The following is a 17,673-nucleotide window of genomic DNA, read 5'->3' as shown; positions in this document are numbered from 1 at the left end:
ATCGTGCCCCCGCCCACCGCCCCGCTGCCTCACCCCGGCGCCGCTTCGGCACCTGCCGGGGGGGGCCGCCCCCGCGCCCCCACCCCCGGAAGGTTCTTCGATGCCTGTTCTCACCGTCGAGATTTTCGCGACCGCTCCTGACACCGACCTGTCGGACGCGACGGTGTGCGCGATCGCCGACCTGTTCACGCTCGCACTCGCCGACACCGGCAACGGCACCGTTCACGTCCTGGACTTCGACGTCGTGCCCGCCTCCCCGCTCCTGGTCACCGCCGTGTGCGTGGCCGGGGACGGCGCCACCGCCACGGACACCGTGGCCGAACGGCTCAGCGGCGCAATCGCCAATACCGGCTGGTCCCTGCACGCCGGACACACCCACATCCACCACGCGGACAACTAGAGGGGGAACCCGATGACCACGACCGTGACTGACACGACCGCGTTCGCCCTGACCACCACGCGTCGCGTGCTCGCCGACGCGCTGGACACGGTCGGGCTCGCCATCGCCACCCGACCGTCTGTGCCCGTGCTGGCCGGTGTCCTGATCACCGGATACGACGACGGCACCGCCACCCTGACCGGATTCGACTACCACACCGCCATCACGGTCACCCTGCCCGAAACCGTTCAGGTGCCCGGACGCGTGGTCGTCTCCCACGCCGAACTCAAGGGCGTGCTGTCGGCGACGGCGAAGGGCACCCCCAAGCGCAAGGCCGACGCCGCACCGGTGACCTTCGCCGTGGACGACGGCACCCCCTCGGTGACCGTGGACGGCTACACGGTGCCCTTCGAGGCCTACCCCACCGACGACTACCCGATCCTGCCCGACGCGCCCCCGACGCTGGCCAGCGTGGACAGGGAGCGGTTCGTCCGCGAGCTGGGACGGGTCACCGTCGCCACGATCGGTGCTGACTGGAACCTGCCCGTGCTGGAGACGGTCCGTCTGGAGGCCAGCGGCCACCAGATGAGCATGGTCGCCACCGACCGCTACCGCCTGGTGTGGTCCACCCTGCCCACCGTTCCGGCGACCACGGAACACGAAACGGGTGTGGTGCTGGCGCACGGAAAGACGCTGGCCAAGCTCACCAAGAAGCTGACCGGCGACACCGTACGCCTCGGTGTCACCGACGACCTGCTCGCGATCACGTGCGGCGACGTCCGCGTGCTCATCCGGGGTTACGAGGAAGTCGGCAACTTCCCCAAGTACCGGTGGCTGTTCCCGGACACCGTGCCCGTGACCGTCACCGCCGACCGCGCCGACCTGCTCACCGCGACCGTGCGAGGGCGGGGCATCCTCAAGGCCAAGAGGGAGAACGCCCTGCCGCTGGCCATGGCCGTCACCCCCGACACGGTGACCGTCTCCCCGGACCTGCCCGGTCCGACCGTCTCTCCGGAGATGTCGGCCAAGACGGACGGTGTCGCCGCTGGTGAGCTGCTGCGGTTCAGGTTCAACCCCGAGTTCCTGGAAGACGCGCTGTCCAGCGTCACCAGCGACACCGTCACCCTGCACGCCAGTTCCACCACGAAGCCCGTCGTGGTCACCGACGGCGACGAGGACGTCAGCAGCGCCGCCTACCGGCACCTGCTCATGCCTATCCGGCCGACCAGCTGACCGTTTTCCGGGGTCGCCTCTGCCAGGGGCGACCCCGCTTTCGGAGGTTCTGCCATGGCCACGAACAAGACCCCGGACGCGCACGCGCACGCCATCGCCGACGCCGTGGACACGGCCTGGCACCGTGCCCACGGTTACGGGCACCTCGAAGTGCCCCTGTCGGTGGTCGCCGCCTTCGCCTTCCTGGCACCACCACCTCACGAACGCGAAGCCGTCACGGTATGGGCCGCCGGTCTGGGCCGCGATGAGATGCGCCGTTTCGTGCGTACGCAGTGGACCGCTTTCCTCAACGCACGCCCCGACCTGGCCAACCCCATAGCCCCGTTCGCGCTGGTCTGGCACGGCGACCGCCAGCTCTCGGACCAGGCACTGCGCGGAGCTCACGACGTGGCGCGCTCGGCCGTACGCACAGGGCTTTTCGACCTGACCGGTGATGCCGACATCCGCCGTTCAGTGGACCTGTTCGGCGTGCTGCTCACCGTGATGAAAGGGCGCAACGTCCAAAGCGCGCAAGGAGCCTTCTACACGCCCGGGCACATCGCCGACCTGCTGTCGAGCCAATCCCTCCCCAGCGGTACCGACAGCGTCTTTGAGCCCACGGTCGGCACCGGGGGAATGTTCCGCGCCGCTGCCCGAACCATGCGAGAGCGCGGAGAGGATCCTGCATGCGCGACGTGGGTCGGTATCGACGTGGACCCGCTCGCCATCGCGTGCGCCGCAGTCAACGCCGTTCTCTGGGAGCTCGGTTCCGGCGTCGTGCTCGGCGTCGGTGACTCCCTGAGCGAGGACGCCGTCATCCGAGCCCTAGCGCAACGGGACGAGACCGTGCGCACTGCTCACCACGTGCGGATCATGCGGCGAACGCTGGACGCACTGGAGACCCTCACCACCCCACGCCCCAACACCCGACCGCACTCACGGAAGGAGAGGCGATGATCACCCTGCCGCATACCGGTATGCGCGTACCCACCGACCGTATCCGGGTCACCCATCTGGCCGAACTGCCGATACCCACCAGCGGGGTCGCCTGGACCGCTGACCTGTGCGTGGACTCCACGCCACTCGGCACCCTCTACGACCACGGGCGCGGTGGTGACACCGAGTTCTCCCCGGCCACTCTCGCGGCACGCAACCTCGTAGCCGGCTACGTGGACCAGTGCCGCGACGCGGACGGCCACCCCCTCCGCGCCGCAACGGTCTACGACCACCTCGCCGACGAGTACGAGACCGCCGAGTTCGTTGTGAGCACCGCACAGGCACAGCGCTACGCGGTGCGTCTGTTCAACGAGTGGGACATTCCGCAGCTGAGGACGCTCACCCTTCCGGGTGATGCGTTCCCGGACCACGGCGCCGCTCACCAGGCCGCGCGGATACTCGCGCTCTCGACCGCTTCGGCCCGTGCGCAGATGTGGACCGGGGATGCCTGGACGCAGGTCTACCCCGACCTCACCCCCTCCCAGCCCTTGGAGGAGACGTCATGATTCAGCTGCCCCACACGGGAATGCTGGTGCCCCACACCGACATCCGTGTCACCTATGTCACCGAGACCGGGGTCGGCGAAGGGGTGTCCGCTTTGGTCGAGAACCGGTCCCAGACGCTCGGATTCCTCACCCTGAGCGCCCGGCGTGACTTCGTGGTCCCGGAGATGAGCAAGAAGCACCGTTGGCTCATGGAACGCTTCGCCGACCAGTGCCGGGACAGCGACGGTCACCCGCTGCCCCACGGCGATGTCTGGGACCTGCTGGTGGCCGAACGCTACTACCAGCAGGCCGTCGACGAGGCACGACGTGAACAGCGGGTGCTGGTGCGCGTGTTCTCCCGCACCGGTCTGCCCAAGCTGCACAGTGTGGGAGCCCACGGCCCGGTTCCTCCCGGTGCGGAACGCCAGGTATATGCCGACCTGGTGCGCGACCTCGGACCCGATGACGTCCGGGCTGAGGTCTGGATAGCGGGCCAGTGGAGACAGATCCACCCCGGCCCTCGGGACAGCCGTCCCTCCGGGTAAAGGGCGAGGGGCCAGGTAACCCCGGCCCCTCCTGCGGAAACATCTGCGACCAAGCAAAACGCTCCGCACCGGCAGGCTAACACGCACGCCTGGCAGCGAAGGCTGTGTGGAGGCTTCGGAAGCCTCAGGTTCCAGAGCCTCCACATCTTGTCTCAGCTTTGGGAACGCCCTTCGGAGGATGTCTGAAAAGGGCCGGGACGGCACAGGCTGGGTAACGATTCCACTTACACTCGAAAGACGGTAGTGGACGCCATCGACCTATCTGGTGTGTCATGGGTTTGACCCTGCTTCATCGGCTGGCGCGAGTGTTGTCCTGCTCTCCTACGGCGCGTACATCTTCCTCCGAACTCAGCAAGTTTGGTGAGCATCTCACTACGGGACTTGGTTATGAACACCCGCACATCCTCAGTGCCCCCGGCTACCATACCCCTTGGTGATTATATGTGCTCATATTGACACGCTGGGTGATAGTTGCTGTCTATTATGGTGACGTAGGAGGATAAGTCCAAGGACCAAGCGGGTTTGGACTCGACCTATCACCATGAGTTGGTTGTCACGATGGCCAATACTGGCCATGATGGCGAGTTGCCAGCGTGCTCGTCATCTAGAGTTCGGCCATGGGAAAGCCACCTAATCCGGACTCTCGTCCCCCATCGCGGGGAGCATCTTCATCTACGTCTGCGAGTTACTGCTGGTCCAGTGAAGAGATCCAAGCCGAGCTCCAACAGCGAGCTCGCAGACAACGCTTGAAAGCGCAGCGCCCCGCCTTGGCCACCTTGGCGGTGCTGATGATCGGCCTCGGCTTCTACCCACTGCTTGCTGTAGCTGTCGCCTACCTATGGTCACAGCCCAAGGCAGGTCACGTGCTCCTCCTCATTTTGGGTGCGGTGATATTTATTGGGCTCTCCAAACGAAAGTTCGACTTCTCTGCGATACGCATCTGGAGCTTGGAGGCCGGACTCGGCAAGGTGATCGCCGTCACCTGTGCCCTGATACTTGGTCTTGTATTGGCTCTGTTTTCTTCCGCGTGGTGGGTTGTCGGTGCTCCCGAGATCTCCTTTTCTGAGGTGGTGTCGCCCTCTAGTATGGAAAAGCTTCTGCTGCGGGTAGCCGGAGTAGTCGGTGGCCTTGCCCTCGTCAGTGCACTGGTGATCAACTACCGCAAACAGCACACCAACGAGATTCAGATTCGCATTGCTGAACAACAGGAACAGCGGGACCAGAGACAGACGTGGAACGAGAACTTCCGATCAGCGGCCGAGATGCTGAGTGACGACCATCCCGCACAGCGCGATGCAGGTATCTACTTGATGTCTTTCCTGGTCGATACTGCCCCCAGCATGAACCAGGCGCAGGTTGCGGTAGATGTCCTGTGTGGACGTGTAAGAAGCTCATTCGATCCAAAACGGCCGATCGGAGATATTTCGCTCGACGAGCGTTCGGAGCAAGAAGAGTTCATTCGGGAATATAACGCAGAAGTCAAATTTCGAGAGACAATTATTCGTCTATTTAGGGACAGGTTGCACTCGGATTCAGGATGGCAGGCTCTAAGCTATGACTTCACCGGTGCAATTTTCCCGCAACTAGACTTCAGTGGATCTGATTTTTCGGGTGAAGTTAGCTTCCGCGGTGCCGTTTTTCTGGGAGGTCAGCACTCTTTCTGGAATGCAACATTTCGTGGCTCGGTGGATTTCACTGGAGCCCAGTTCAAGCAGGCGTTAGTTTATTTCGATGATGCAAATTTCGCGAGCTGCGAAGCTCTATTCGTTCGCTCTAAGTTCAGTGACTCGCATTTCACTTTCCCAGGGTGTATGTTTGATCGCGCTAGGGTTGATGCCTCGTGGTCACAAGCGAAAAATACAACAGTGGACTTCACTGGATCGCAAATACATGGCACTCAATGGTCTTTTATTAGTGCCAAGTACGAAGACTGTGAAATCATGATTGATCCTGTAAAATTCACCGGTGGATCCATGCACTTTCAGCGGGCTATTTTTACATCTGGCAACTTTTTGCTCGTTCCGCCGCGTGCCGGTATCGTGGAGTTCGAGAGATCCTATTTCCATAACATCCAGATTTCGTTGCATGGCCCCATGGTTGAAGGCACCTATGTGGGCTTCCCCATGATTACTGCGAAAGAATCAAATTTCAATATTATGCACCCCGATCTGCTGGGTGGGGAATTCGAGGTCAGTGGCACGCTTTCAGATTCGAGTATTAGCTTCTTTCGGTCCAAGCTTAGTGGTTCGAAAATTTTTCTTACCAATGTCGAGTTGCACGAAACAGAAGTTTCATTTGCGGAAATCGTGGAGGCTACTGGAGGCAGTGTGGATTTCACGCGCTCTACAGGGCGGTGTCCTGAGGGCCTCGAAAATATTCAGAGTATCATCGTCGCCTACGGAAACTGGGATTCACCGGGCGGTCCAAGGTCCACGCGTGCGGAATCTCTGTAACTGTCAAATACTGCGGGCTCCTTGCGGGTAGGAATGCGAGGGAAAATGATTCCGTGTCAGGAGGAGGGGCGCACAGCGCCCATGAATCGCGGAGCGTAGAAACCCGAATCCACCGACTCCACACGCACGGTCTTTCCGCTGCTGGGGGCGTTGATCATCTGGCCGTCGCCGACGTACATGGTCACGTGGGTGGGTGGTTCACCGGGGGAGTAGGGGCGGGTGTCGTAGAACAGCAGGTCTCCAGGTTGGACCTGGGAGAGGGCGACACGGGTTCCGGCCTGGTACTGGTCGGTGGTCACGCGGGGAATCGCGACTCCGGCGGCTTCCCACGCCTTCATCGTCAGCCCTGAGCAGTCGAACCCGGCCGGACCGGTGCCGCCCCACACATAGGGCTTGCCCACCTGCTCAAGCGCCCACTGCACAGCAGTCTGCCCGGCGTCGCTACCGGGACCGGGAGCGACGATTCCGGTACCTGGGTGCTCGGCGTCGTAGGCGTCGACCTCGGCCAGGACCTCGTCGACGTAGGCATCCCAGGGGTTGTAGCGGAACAGGGCGTTGGCGAGCTGGTCCCGGTCGGTGAAGTCCACGGTGTCGTGCGGGTGGCTGGTGCACAGCTCCACCGCGGTGCCGGCGGCCGAGTCGTAGACGTTGTGCGGGTCAGCTTCCCCGTCGCCGTCGCCGTCGCCGTCGCCGTTGCCGTCCACGCCGTAGCGGTCCCAGTTCGCGGGCAGGTGCTGGGTCACTCCGACCGCGGCGTCGAACTCGGTGTCGCCGTCCCACCGCCCGCCGTCGGTGTCGTGGTGAGGTGTCCAGTTGTTGCCCGCGCCGGTGCCGTTCAGGAGAGGGCCGATGACGGGCGGGTCGGTGTCCCCGCTGGCACTGATCTGGATCCCCGCGGCGTGGTCGGACTCCACCGAGCCGATGCCGGCGAGAACCTGCCAGCGCATCCCCGTGCACTCGGGATGAAGGCCTTCGAGCATCCGCGCGCCCCGGACGTAGGCGTCCAGCAGCACGGGATGGATGCCGTCGACCTCTGCGGGGACCGGGCCGGTGCGGGGATCATCCAGCACCACACCGGCCAGCGAGGCCAACAACCCGACAGCCACCGGTGCGGCCACGAGCACGACGCAGCCGCACCCGAGAGGGTTAGCCACCGTGTGCCTCCCAGCCGGGCAGCGGCGGCTGCACCACTCCACCCGAGGACAACTCGCAGAGCCGGAAGCGCTGCCCGGTCGGGTCGTCCAGGAGCGCCCACACCGCCTCGGCGGGGTGGGAGCCGTGCACCGCGGTGGCAGCCGGAACCGGCGGCCGAAGGATGCGCTGGCGGACGTTGTTCTCGCGCTGTTGGGAGGGCAGCCAGAACAGGACGAGGCCGCGGTGGGTGGTGACCCGTGTGAGTTCGGCGTAGGCGTCGAGTTTGTCCGACAGGCGGCGCAGGCTCTCGGTGCCGGTGTCGTACTCCAGGTAGAACCCGGTCACCTGGTCGCCCTCGGTCCAACGTCCGGCCGCGTCGGGGCGCACGATGTCCCCCCACCGGGCTTCGCACTGGGCGGCGGTCCACCACCGCAGGTGGGTGTCGTGGTCACGGGTGTGCGCGGCCAGGTCGGTGAAGAAGTCGTTGACGCCGACCGTGTGGGCCAGCGAGGAACGGTAGGCCAGGGTGAGGGCCCGGTCGCGCCGGTAGCCGAACTCGCGCAGGGTCTGGCCGGCCTCGGCGGCGAGTATCTCCGCGCCCGGAGCGTCCAGCACGTAGTGGGCCGGTGCCGACCCCTCCGCCACCCAGGGGCGGAAACGGTCCAGGGCACGCATCCGGTACAGGGCACGGAGCCTGCGCTTGGCGGTGCTGTAGGAGACGAAGCACAGCCGGGCGATCTGGTCGGTGGTCAGGGTGCGGTGCTCCCACACCAACCGCATGATCTCCCGGTCACGTGGGGTCAGGCGCCGGATCAGCGTGTGCAGGGTGCCGGTGGAGGTGCGAGGGCGGACGGGGGACCGGTGGTCGGGGCGGGTGTGCGTACGCAACGGAGTCTCCTGTCGTGGCGGTGCTCTTTCACTTGCGGGTTGTGGAAGTGCAGTGGCGGCGGGCGGCCTTACGCACGGCGGTCGCCCGACCCCTGACCGGGGGAGGGAGAGGCCGGGTGCGCAGGGTGAACGAAGGCGACAGCGCCCCGTGGTTGACCAGCCGTGCGGCGACCTGGAACGCCGCGAGGTGGGACAGGTCGTGCTCGCCCAGGTTGGGGCGCACATGCCGGGCCAGCACCCGGGCGTCCTCGGGGGAGACGTCGAAGTAGATCTTGGACCGGGCGTTGGCCGAGACCGCCTCACGCAGGTCCCGGGGCAGCTGGGACAGATCCTGGTGGGCCAGGACGAGTCCGGCCCGGTAGGCGCGGGCCTCGGCGAGCATGTCGTCCACGCCGTAGGGCAGGGTCAGGAAGTTCTGTGCCTCGTCCAGGTAGATGGCGATGTCGGCCCGGTCCGCTTCGGCCTGACGGGCACGAGCGAGCACGGCGTTCCAGACCTGTGACAGCAGCAGCGACCCCAGCAGGCTGGAGGTGTCCTCTCCCAGAACCCCCTTGGGTAGGCGGGCGATGACGACGCCCCCGTGGTCCAGGTGCTCACGCAGGTCCAGGCCATGGGTGGTGGTGGCGAGCAGGTCCCGGGCGAACCCCCGCAGCAGAACGGACCGGAGCTTGTTCATCAACGGCGCGGTGGCGTGCGCGCGGGCCGGACCGGACTGCTGGTCGTACCACTCCCAAAACCCCTTGAGCACCGGATCGGTGAGTTGTGCGGTGACCCTGTGCCGGAACGAGGAGTTCTCCAACAGACGGGGAATGTTGGCCAGGCCGGCGTTCTCGGTTCCGGCCAGGGTCATGCACGAGGACCGAAGGATGTCCTCGGTACGCGGCCCCCAGGAGTCGGTGAAGATCCGCCGAAAGATCCCGGTGATGGTGTCGGCCGAGCGGCCCCGGTCATCGGCGGCCAGAGGGTTGAGCGCCGGGGGAGGAGCGTTGTCGTCCGGGTCGATGAGCACCACCCGCTCGACCGCTTCCTGGGGCATCCGCGACAGCAGCATCGCGGACTCGCCCTTGGGCTCGATGAGCACCAGGCCACGCCCCTTGCGGATGTCCTCCAACGCCATGTTCAACAGCAGGGACGTCTTACCGGTCCCCGTCCCGCCGATGATGTGCGTGTGGTGGCGGGCATCAGAGGCCCGCTGACCGATGACCCTGGGGCGGCCGCTGTCGGAGTGGCCCAGCACCCGGGCCCCGGGCTCGTCCCCGGCCAGACCCGGAGGCGGAGGAACCGGCCGTGCGGGCGCGCGTTCCAGCCCGGCCACGGCCTCGTCTAAGGGAAGGTGCGCCACGGCCGCCAGCTCGCGCGCGGACAACAGGTCGCCTCGGCGCAGAAACCGCGTCTGCGACAGCTTCCCGGCGAGGAAGGGCGTACGGCGGCGCTTGTAGTGGTTGTGCAGGCTGAACACCGAGAACGCCCCCGTGATGGCATGAGTGCGTCCGCGCCGCCGCTGCCTGCCCTGGGGTTGGCCGGCGGGCGTGGTGACCAGGTAGCGCACCACCGTGTCCAGCCGAGGGCGCACACTCTTGGCGAGAATGGCCCGGATCTCCCCGGACACCTCCGGCCGCAACGCGGCCCAGGAGGCGCTGCGCCGGTTGCCGCCGGGGGTGAGGGCGTCGAACAGCCCGGCCTGCACACTGTGCGCGGACCGCAGCTGGGCGGCGGCCTGATTCGCCTTGCGCAGGCGCAGTCCGGTGACCGGACGGGCCGCCACCTGCACCAGGACCCTCTCCCCAGGCGCTGGGGAGCCGACGGCGCCGATCAGACCGCGCAGAGGGTCCTCCTCGTGGGAAGTGGCGATGGGGTAGTGGTCGGGGCGGGCCAGTCGCAGCACACCACCGTGGACACGGACACCGGTCCCAGGTGAAGGGACGGGAACCGTCGCGGTGGAGGCTCCGGGCCATGCCGCTTCGACCGCGCGCTCGACCATGTGGGGTGGGAGAGTGCCGGGCACCCACAGGCGGATCCGCAGCCCGGTTTCGTCCGCCTCGTACTCCCACACCACGTGCGGCTGCCCGAACAGGGCACGCTTCCACACCGGGTGGAGCAGGCCGAGCATCTGTGTCCAGAACGCTTCGGCGCTCGCCAGCTCCGCGCTCGGAGGCGGCAGGATCTCCACCAGCCGGGCGTCCCGGGCCCACCGCAGATGGCGGGTCCACACCAGGAACCACCGGGCCACGACCAGCACCACTCCGGCGATGGGCACCCACCACAGCGGTGCCAGCACCGCGGCGATCATCCCGAGGAGGGTGGTGATCACGGTGAGGATGTCGGCCAGGACGGCGCTCACAGCAGGTCCTCCTCGCCCTCGTTGTCCAGATCCAAGGGAGAGGCCCACGCCTCGGCAGCGGCGGCGAGTTCGGCGGGGTTGGTGGTCACCAGGGCGTGTTCAGCGTCGCTGGCCACCACCCGGTAGGCCACGCGCAGGTCGGAGCCGCTGCACAGCAACGCGTCCCCGGGAGAGGCGGTGAGCAGGTACTGCTGTTCGCCCTCCGACAGGGAGAAGGCGCCGGCGACCTGGTCGATGGCCTGAGGTGCCTGCCGCATCAGGACCTGCGTCGCGCTGTTGGCGACGATCGCTTGGCCCAACTCACTGCCGAGCACGTCGGCGGCGTCCTGGGTGGCCAACCCGAAGGCGGTCCACCTCTTCCGTGCGGCCTTGGCCAGCCGGAACAGGAAACGGGCGCCTTCAGGCTCCTGCATGAGGATCCATCCCTCATCCACCAGCACCATGCGCGGGTGGTCGGGGGTGGCGTCGGCGACGGTCCGCCAGATCGAATCCAGAGCCAGCAGCGTGCCGACCGCTTTGAGCTCGTCAGGCAGCTGACGTAGCGACCACGACACCAGGTGACCAGTGGGACGCTGGGTGGTGGGAGCGCGAAACAGCTCGGAATAGCTGCCGGTGACGAACGGGGACAGCTGGACAGCCAGGTCCTGGGCGTGCTCATCGGCATCGGCTTCCAGAGTGGCCACCAGGTCCGCCAGGAGTGGAGCCGGCCGGGTCCAGGTGGAGGCGTCAGCGGTGATCCCGGCTGCCCGGTAGGTCCTCACCAGCGCCCGGTCGAGTGCGGCTCTCTGCCGTGCGGACAGAGCGCCGCCGAGCATCACCGCCATCAGAGTGTGCAGGAACAGCGCACGCCTGGACACCGCGTCGCGCCGTGCGGAGGAGTCCAGGGCCAGGTCGAGCGGGTTGAGGTGGACACCGGGCGCTCCGAGGCCGATGACGGTGCCGCCCACGGCGTGGGCGAGACGGGTGTATTCGTCCTCGGGATCGACGACCGCGGCGGTGACCCCCGTGTACAGGGAACGGAGCAGGTCGAGCTTGCAGAAGTAGGACTTGCCCGCCCCAGAACGGGCGAGGACGACCGAGTTGTAGTTGTCGGCCGCCCACCGGTCCCAGACCACCACGCCCGCGCTGCTGGCGTTGAGCCCGTACAGCACCGCGCGGTCGCTGGTCTGTACGGCCAGGTCCGGGCTGGCGAACGGGAACGAGGCTGCGAGCGCCTGGGTGTCCATGCTGCGCCGCTGTTCCAGCAGGTCCACACCCACAGGCAGCCCGGAGATCCATCCCTGGAGCTGGCGGTAGGAGGCGGGGCGAACATCCAACAGCATCGACGAGCACAGGGAGCGGACGTGATCGATCTCCGCGGTCAGCTCGTCCTCGGTACGGGCGTGGACCGTGAGGTAGAGCCCGACCCGGAACAGCTTGCCCTCACCCCGGGCCAGGGACGCGGCCATCTCCCGGGCGTCCTCGGCGGCGACCTCGGCCTCGAAGTCCTCCAACTTGCCCTTCTCCGCGGTGGTGCGGCTGGAGGCCTCCAACTTCGACATCTGCCGCCTGAGCCGGTCGGCGGCGGTCTGGGCGGGGATCGGGTCGATGTGCAGCGACACATCGAGCCTTCCTGGATAGGTCAGCAAGGGCTCCATCCAGCCGTGGCCGACCTCGGCGGGATAGCCGGTCACCGCCCAGCTCGCGCTGACACCACCTCCCACACGCAGGTGCCGGGGCGCGATCTCCACCTCAGTGGCCACCGGCCCGCCGCCGCTGCGGCCGGGAGCTGATGCCTTCCTGCGTGTGAACACCTCACGCCTCCCTTCCGTGGGCGGGGCCGGTGATGACCGCCTCAGGGCTGGTCAACCCCTCCGGAGGCGCGTGCCTGCTGACGGGGTCAGCGGCGGAGGACAGAACCGCGGCGACCTGGCCACCGGTGAGCACGTGGGCACGCGAAGCGGCAGCGGCCAGGCCACGCACGGCGTCCTCGGCCCGGCGCCGCACCGTGACCGCCCCATGAGCGACGTCACCGGACTCGGTGAGCACCAGGACGATCTGCCGCCGCAGCAGGTCCCGGGACTGGGACAGCTCGGCGAGGTAGTCGGCGTGGTCGCGGGCCGCACGCTCCAACGCCTGATGCGGCAAGCTCGGCGCGGCCCGGTCGAGGGCGTCCACGAGCGGGTCCAAGCGGATCGACTCCGCACGGATGAGGAACTGCACCGGGGTGTTGAGCGAGTTCAGGTAGGAGGCGAACCCGTTCACCAGCCCGGCCTGCTCGGCGGGGGTGCGCAGCGCGAAGCTCACCGTCGAGCACGACACCAGCACAGCGCATCCGTGTTCGGCCAAGTCGATGACCCCGTCATCGGAGATGGCGTGCACCGGCAGCGTCAACGGCGCCGGCAAGGGGGGAGTGGTGGCCTGCACCCAGGACGGGAGGGGCTGCGGATCCGAGGCACCGCTGGCACGGCGTTTGGGGGAGCGGGCGAAGCGCAACGCCGCCAACAGCAGGCGGTCCAGGCTCAGCCCGTCGCGCTGGACCAGGGCTGCGGCCACCGCAGCGCCCATGACCGGGACCGCCACCGCCACCATCGCGAGCGGGGGCACCAGGTGGCCCAGCATCGAATAGGCGGCCCATACCCCCACCCCGGGCACTCCGATGATCACCAACTGGCGGGCGGTGAGCCCGGCGAGGATCTTGTCCTCGCGCTCCACATCGGCGGGCATGCGTACACGCGACATTCAGCGCCTCCTTCGGGGACGGCGGTGATCAGGAGGTGGGAACAGGGCGTCCTGCCGAGGACGCGGTTTGGACGGGGGCAGACGGCGAGCTTGCGGCAGCATCTCCTGCCGCGGTGTCGGCTCCTGCCACTGCGGCAACGGCTCCTGCCGCCAGCGAGGTGGCGGCACCCGACGCGGGCGGGGCAGTTCGGGCTGGTGATAGCGGCGCCGTTCCCGCAACCGCGCCTGCGCACGTCGATCGATCTGCCGGTCCATCCCCGGCAGCGGGTCCTGTCGATAGGGCAACCGCGCGGAGAAGTTGGGTAGCTCTGGCTGGTGCCACCGCTGTGCCGTACGGGTGGGAGGAGATGCCGGTGTCGTGGTGGGGGTACGGCTCGCTGTCTGGGAGGCGGTGGTGGCCGCGGCGGTCTTCTTGGCCGCGAACGCCCGGCCCAGGCCACGGAAGACCAGCAGGCTGGCCGCGATCTTGGCTCCCTTGACCAGGGGCGACTTCTGGTAGTTGAACACCTGCTTGAACGCCCAGAAGGGAATGCGCACCAGCACATACATGCAGCAGAGGATCAGCAGGACGTCGATGACGCCTTGGGCCGCCTCGATGAAGTCCGGGGCGGCGTCCCGGGACAGGAACAAGGTCACGATCAGGCGCAGGACCAGGGCCTGGGCGATCTGGGTGATCATCAGCGCGCCCATCGCCCGCCACCACAGGCGTGCGATGCCTTCGGTCTGGGGCAGGGCGTGGCAGGCCAGTGCGAGGGGAGCCGCCACGGTCAGCAGGATCCACAGCACGATCCGGACGATGGCCGCGAGCATGAAGAAGAAGGCCAGCATCGAGGCGGCCAGCATCATCAGCAACACCACGAGGGCCTCTCCGCTCGGATTGCCCAGCACCCGCGCCAACGTGTCGGAGAGGTTGTCGCCGGTGACGGCCCCATCGAGCATGTTCACGGCGATGCCGTTGGCCAGCTCACGCATCATCTCCGTGAGCAGGAACGAGGAGTTCGCGGTGACGAAGGCCAACACCACCCGGGGCAGCAGCTCCTTGACCCCGGCGGAGGTCTGCACGGTCTGGTAGCTCATCAGCAGCACCCCGGCGGCCACGATCACCAGGATGTACAGGCTGTTGGCGACGGTGAGGACCTCGCCCCAGACAGTCCTGATCCCGTCGGTGGGAGGCGGGGTGGCCAGCGCGGGCAGGGCCGCCAGCGTGATCGTGAACTCCACGCTGTCCGCGATGAAGTCAGCGACCCAGACGTAGAAGCCGACCGTCACACGGCACCCGTAGTCGAAGGTCCCGCACTCCTGGGGATCCGTCGGTAAAGGCTCCTCGTCCCCGGGCACGTCTGCAGGAGTTGGAGCGGCCTCGGCTCCTTCGGCTGATCCCACCAGGGCCATCCCGCTCAGGGTGATGACGAGGACAGCCGCAGCCCACGGGCGCAGGCTCATCCCAGCCCCACGAACCCGCGCAGGATCTGCACCAGGATCGGTGCGAGGATCGCCACCAGGTAGCCCAGCGCCGAGTACTTGAGGGTGTCCTTGGCCTTGTTGACCTCGCCCGGGTCGCCACCGGCCAGTAGGTAGCGCAGTCCGCCGATGGTGAGCAGCAGCGTAGCCAGCACCACCAGCAGGCCCACGATCCAGTTGCGAATGTTGGTAATGACGGTGTCCAGGTCGCTCACCCCGGGATCCTCGGCCTCTTGGGCCCAGGCGGGCCCCAGGTCAGCCGAGGCCAGCACGATTCCCGCAGCCACAGCGCAGACCACCAACGTCGGGTGAAGGCACTTCGTGAGAGCTTTCATGACCGTTACCTCGATTCGGTGAAAGCCCGCAGAATGTGGGAAGTACACGCGAATCGGAGGCCGGGGCGGAGGGCCGACTCCTCCTTTCAATCAAGGTTTGTATCGGTGGGCGTTCGGCACCCTCTCCGCCCCGGCTGTCGTGATCCCTCTGCGGGTGAGGAGGGATCCCTCCTCACCCATCAAGAGGAATTCAGGGCGCGACAGCGCTCATCGCCTCCGCAGATTTCTTCTCCTCCAAAGCGGCCGTCAGCTTCTCCTCGGCCGTGCGACGCCGGCGACGTGCGGTGATGTAGGTCAACCCCAGCTCCTCGGAGACCCGGGCCAACGTGCTGCGCTCTAGCCGGGTGCGGGCGATCAGGTCGGCCTCCACCGGGGACAGGACGCCCTGGGCCACCGCTTCGGCCAGCACGGTGACCGGCCCCCGCCCACCGGTGGCCTGGTCAGTGGCATGTGCGTTGGGGTTGTACTCCACACACCGACGCGTGTCGCGGGTGTGGCGGTAGCCGTACCGGTTGGCGGTGTTGGCCACCGCCGACCACAGCCGTGCTCCCACATCGCTCACCCCAGGGGGCAGGGACTGCACCTGTTCCATCAGCGCGGTCAGCATCTCCGCCTCCACATCGCAGATGTGCTGGGAGGGCACGCGCGCGTACCGGGAAGAGGCCACCACCATGCGCGGCAGCATCGCTCCGGCCGCGACTACCGTCCAGGTCGCCTCGCCCGCGCGAGAGAGGGCGAAGAGGCGGTGCCAGAGGGCATCGGCCACCTCTCCCGGAGCGTGACGGAGCAGCTCCACGGCCTGGGCGGCACTCACCTGTGGGGCATCGACCTCTCCCAGGTCTGAGGTGGGTAGGGTCGGCTGCTCCGGTTCTCGGGTGAGCAGTTCCACCGATCGGCGCAGCACCTCAAAGGGTCGCTCTTGGATGTGCACGATGATCACTCCCTTCGTGTCGGGAGTTCTATGGAGCACAACCTGATGCGCAATAAATGAGCAGAAGATCAGCAATGTGATCTGCGAAAATCAACGAGGGGAAATCCTCGTAAGGAACGTTGCCGTAGCCGCGCACGGGCGGATCTTGCGGACGCATACAAGCTGAACGAGGTCCGCACCGAGCTCTGGTGTTGAGCGACACGCGAACGTCACCAACGGCGACAGCGTCTGTCACCGGCTTCCCTCCAGCGCTTAGGGATCACCGGTCTTTGAGGAGTTCTCACTTAGAGTCAGGGCTCTCTGGCGGGGTTTCTGGCTTCTGGTCTGTGCCTGGCTGCCAGCGCTCTGGCAGCAAAACGACATCAGGCTTGTCATGGGGCAACCCTCTTGGTTCCGGCCCGTGAGCTTCAGTGAAGTCCACGGTGCCAGCTACGAAGTCTGCCCCCATGCCTTCCCTCTTGTTCCTGACGCCCAGGAACGATGCCACACCATCGGTCAACCGTGTGCCAGCGAAGGACACCGTGCTCCCGTTGAAGTCTGAGCTGAGCTCAACGCTGCCACCAGCAAACTCTGCGGTGTCGAAGTCGACAGTGCCGCCCTTGAACCGTGTACCGGTGAAGGACACGATGCTGCTCCTGAACTCGGCTCCGAAGAAGTCGACGGTGCCGCCAAGGACGACAGCACCAGCGAAGGACACGATGCTGCCCTCGAATTTCGCCTCGCCAAAGTCGACCGTGCCTCGTTCGAAGCTGGCCCCTTGGAAGGACACTTCTCCGCCAGAGAAGACAGCACTGGACAGGTCACCACCGTCAAAGCTGGCGCCGGTGAAGTCGTAGTTCTTGCCGCGCCAGCGGGTGGGCTCAGGATCGCGTAGGTGATCGCCGATGATGCGGATGATGGTGAGGCGTACTTCGAAGTCCTCGTTTGCTCCAGGTGCAGTCGTGTAGGGCATGCGCAGGTAGGCACAGAGGACGTCGATCACCATCTGCACCAAGTCATCGCGGCGGGCAGGAGCGTCGTCCGCTAGGCGTGCCAGGGCGTGCACCCCAGCCAGTCGGACTGCGGCATGCTCGTCTCCCAAATGCTCGCTGGCGGTAGTGAACCTGTCGGTGAACAACTTGGTTTCTTCGCGCTGTTCGGCGCTGTCGGTGGTGCGTTGGCGCCGGTAGGCGATCACCAAGAAGGCGACACCGCCCAACCCGGCCACGACTGCGAAAGCTCGTGTAGCGAGGGTGTCCAAGTCCTGGGGTGAGAGTGAGGGCATCTCCGTTAGCCCTGGAGATCCCACAACCAGCCAGCTGGCGAACATGAGTCCTGCCGCCACTGCGATCGCTGTTGCCCATGCGGCGATGATCAACCATGCCAACCGCCAGAAGATTCGTGAGGCCCACACCAGACCGACAATGAAGGCAGCGGCACCTAGCGTCACGCCCGAGACTTGCGCGAGCGACACGGCTTCGGGTAGTCGACCAACCAGGAAGGAGACCAGGGGCCAAACGGTGACGACAAGCACCGTGCCCCCCAGGAGAGCCGTAGCGAGGCTAGCGACACGGCTCCGATGGCGGCGAAAGAGTGAACGCATAGCGGTCACGGTAGACCGCCCGCTCCGGAGTCGACCAGCGACCATACCCGGTAGACGCTAGAACTATTGAGGCTGTCCCCAGCAGCGACAACGTGTGTCACCAGGTCTCTTGTGGACATACCACTGGACTTCAGCGAGCATGAGAAGGGGACCCGCGCTCCTGCTGGCGAGCTTCGCGCGAGTCCCCGATTGCCTGGTCCGGCGACCTCC

General features: G+C 66.5%; 15 protein-coding genes. 6 read left to right on the top strand and 9 right to left on the bottom strand.

Going from position 1 to position 17,673, the window contains the following annotated elements; genetic code table 11:
- Positions 1 to 100: 100 nt before the first annotated feature.
- The 6 genes from FYX01_RS00430 to FYX01_RS00405 all read left to right on the top strand — a co-directional run bounded on the left by FYX01_RS00430 (position 101) and on the right by FYX01_RS00405 (position 6,070).
- Positions 101 to 400, top strand: coding sequence for a hypothetical protein (locus FYX01_RS00430; RefSeq protein WP_150236390.1), 300 nt, complete (start codon positions 101 to 103; stop codon positions 398 to 400).
- 12 nt (positions 401 to 412) lie between these two features.
- A complete protein-coding gene (locus tag FYX01_RS00425; protein ID WP_150236389.1) occupies positions 413 to 1,612 on the top strand; it encodes a DNA polymerase III subunit beta in 1,200 nt (399 codons plus the stop codon).
- 54 nt (positions 1,613 to 1,666) lie between these two features.
- On the top strand, positions 1,667 to 2,548 hold the full coding sequence (locus tag FYX01_RS00420) for an N-6 DNA methylase (RefSeq protein WP_150236388.1): 882 nt from the start codon (positions 1,667 to 1,669) through the stop codon (positions 2,546 to 2,548).
- Positions 2,545 to 3,093: a hypothetical protein gene (locus FYX01_RS00415; RefSeq protein ID WP_150236387.1), complete on the top strand. Its 549-nt coding sequence runs from the start codon at positions 2,545 to 2,547 to the stop codon at positions 3,091 to 3,093. Before FYX01_RS00420 ends, FYX01_RS00415 begins: the two co-directional genes overlap by 4 nt.
- Complete coding sequence (locus tag FYX01_RS00410) at positions 3,090 to 3,617, top strand: hypothetical protein (RefSeq protein WP_150236386.1); 528 nt, start codon at positions 3,090 to 3,092, stop codon at positions 3,615 to 3,617. The genes FYX01_RS00415 and FYX01_RS00410 overlap by 4 nt, the downstream gene beginning before the upstream one ends.
- A gap of 746 nt (positions 3,618 to 4,363) precedes the next feature.
- The gene (locus tag FYX01_RS00405) at positions 4,364 to 6,070 is read left to right on the top strand and encodes a pentapeptide repeat-containing protein (RefSeq protein WP_190394122.1); all 1,707 of its coding nucleotides are present in this window, start codon (positions 4,364 to 4,366) and stop codon (positions 6,068 to 6,070) included.
- A 56-nt stretch (positions 6,071 to 6,126) separates the two neighbouring features.
- Here the strand turns inward: FYX01_RS00405 and FYX01_RS00400 are convergent, their stop codons facing one another.
- The 9 genes from FYX01_RS00400 to FYX01_RS00360 all read right to left on the bottom strand — a co-directional run bounded on the left by FYX01_RS00400 (position 6,127) and on the right by FYX01_RS00360 (position 17,394).
- Complete coding sequence (locus FYX01_RS00400; protein WP_190394121.1) at positions 6,127 to 7,224, bottom strand: C40 family peptidase; 1,098 nt, start codon at positions 7,222 to 7,224, stop codon at positions 6,127 to 6,129.
- Positions 7,217 to 8,092 carry a replication-relaxation family protein gene (locus FYX01_RS00395; protein WP_223830226.1) on the bottom strand — a complete coding sequence of 292 codons (876 nt, stop codon included), beginning with the start codon at positions 8,090 to 8,092 and terminating at the stop codon, positions 7,217 to 7,219. Before FYX01_RS00395 ends, FYX01_RS00400 begins: the two co-directional genes overlap by 8 nt.
- A gap of 28 nt (positions 8,093 to 8,120) precedes the next feature.
- Positions 8,121 to 10,433 (bottom strand): type IV secretory system conjugative DNA transfer family protein, encoded by a 2,313-nt coding sequence (locus FYX01_RS00390; RefSeq protein ID WP_150236384.1) that lies wholly within the window; start codon positions 10,431 to 10,433, stop codon positions 8,121 to 8,123.
- Positions 10,430 to 12,226: a VirB4 family type IV secretion system protein gene (locus FYX01_RS00385; RefSeq protein WP_223830225.1), complete on the bottom strand. Its 1,797-nt coding sequence runs from the start codon at positions 12,224 to 12,226 to the stop codon at positions 10,430 to 10,432. Before FYX01_RS00385 ends, FYX01_RS00390 begins: the two co-directional genes overlap by 4 nt.
- Before the next feature lies 1 nt (position 12,227).
- Positions 12,228 to 13,154, bottom strand: coding sequence for a PrgI family protein (locus FYX01_RS00380; RefSeq protein ID WP_223830224.1), 927 nt, complete (start codon positions 13,152 to 13,154; stop codon positions 12,228 to 12,230).
- Positions 13,155 to 14,597: a type IV secretion system protein gene (locus tag FYX01_RS00375; RefSeq protein WP_150236383.1), complete on the bottom strand. Its 1,443-nt coding sequence runs from the start codon at positions 14,595 to 14,597 to the stop codon at positions 13,155 to 13,157. It lies immediately after the preceding gene.
- Positions 14,594 to 14,902 (bottom strand): pilin, encoded by a 309-nt coding sequence (locus FYX01_RS00370; protein ID WP_223830223.1) that lies wholly within the window; start codon positions 14,900 to 14,902, stop codon positions 14,594 to 14,596. Before FYX01_RS00370 ends, FYX01_RS00375 begins: the two co-directional genes overlap by 4 nt.
- Positions 14,903 to 15,140: 238 nt before the next feature.
- Positions 15,141 to 15,881 (bottom strand): hypothetical protein, encoded by a 741-nt coding sequence (locus tag FYX01_RS00365; protein ID WP_150236382.1) that lies wholly within the window; start codon positions 15,879 to 15,881, stop codon positions 15,141 to 15,143.
- 280 nt (positions 15,882 to 16,161) lie between these two features.
- Positions 16,162 to 17,394, bottom strand: a complete 1,233-nt coding sequence (locus FYX01_RS00360; RefSeq protein WP_223830222.1) for a pentapeptide repeat-containing protein — start codon at positions 17,392 to 17,394, stop codon at positions 16,162 to 16,164.
- Between the last annotated feature and the right edge of the window lie 279 nt (positions 17,395 to 17,673).

This window comes from Nocardiopsis quinghaiensis, from assembly GCF_008638365.1.
In the GTDB taxonomy this organism is placed as follows: domain Bacteria; phylum Actinomycetota; class Actinomycetes; order Streptosporangiales; family Streptosporangiaceae; genus Nocardiopsis; species Nocardiopsis quinghaiensis.
Note: the sequence above shows the minus strand (reverse complement) of the source record. Positions and strands in the feature narration are given on the sequence as shown.

What these genes read in the sequence shown, in the direction of transcription:
- FYX01_RS00425 (WP_150236389.1), top strand. Translation starts at nt 413, where the DNA reads ATGACCACGACCGTGACTGACACGACCGCGTTCGCCCTGACCACCACG.
- FYX01_RS00415 (WP_150236387.1), top strand. Translation starts at nt 2,545, where the DNA reads ATGATCACCCTGCCGCATACCGGTATGCGCGTACCCACCGACCGTATC.
- FYX01_RS00420 (WP_150236388.1), top strand. Translation starts at nt 1,667, where the DNA reads ATGGCCACGAACAAGACCCCGGACGCGCACGCGCACGCCATCGCCGAC.
- FYX01_RS00375 (WP_150236383.1), bottom strand. Translation starts at nt 14,597, where the DNA reads ATGAGCCTGCGCCCGTGGGCTGCGGCTGTCCTCGTCATCACCCTGAGC.
- FYX01_RS00380 (WP_223830224.1), bottom strand. Translation starts at nt 13,154, where the DNA reads ATGTCGCGTGTACGCATGCCCGCCGATGTGGAGCGCGAGGACAAGATC.
- FYX01_RS00410 (WP_150236386.1), top strand. Translation starts at nt 3,090, where the DNA reads ATGATTCAGCTGCCCCACACGGGAATGCTGGTGCCCCACACCGACATC.
- FYX01_RS00430 (WP_150236390.1), top strand. Translation starts at nt 101, where the DNA reads ATGCCTGTTCTCACCGTCGAGATTTTCGCGACCGCTCCTGACACCGAC.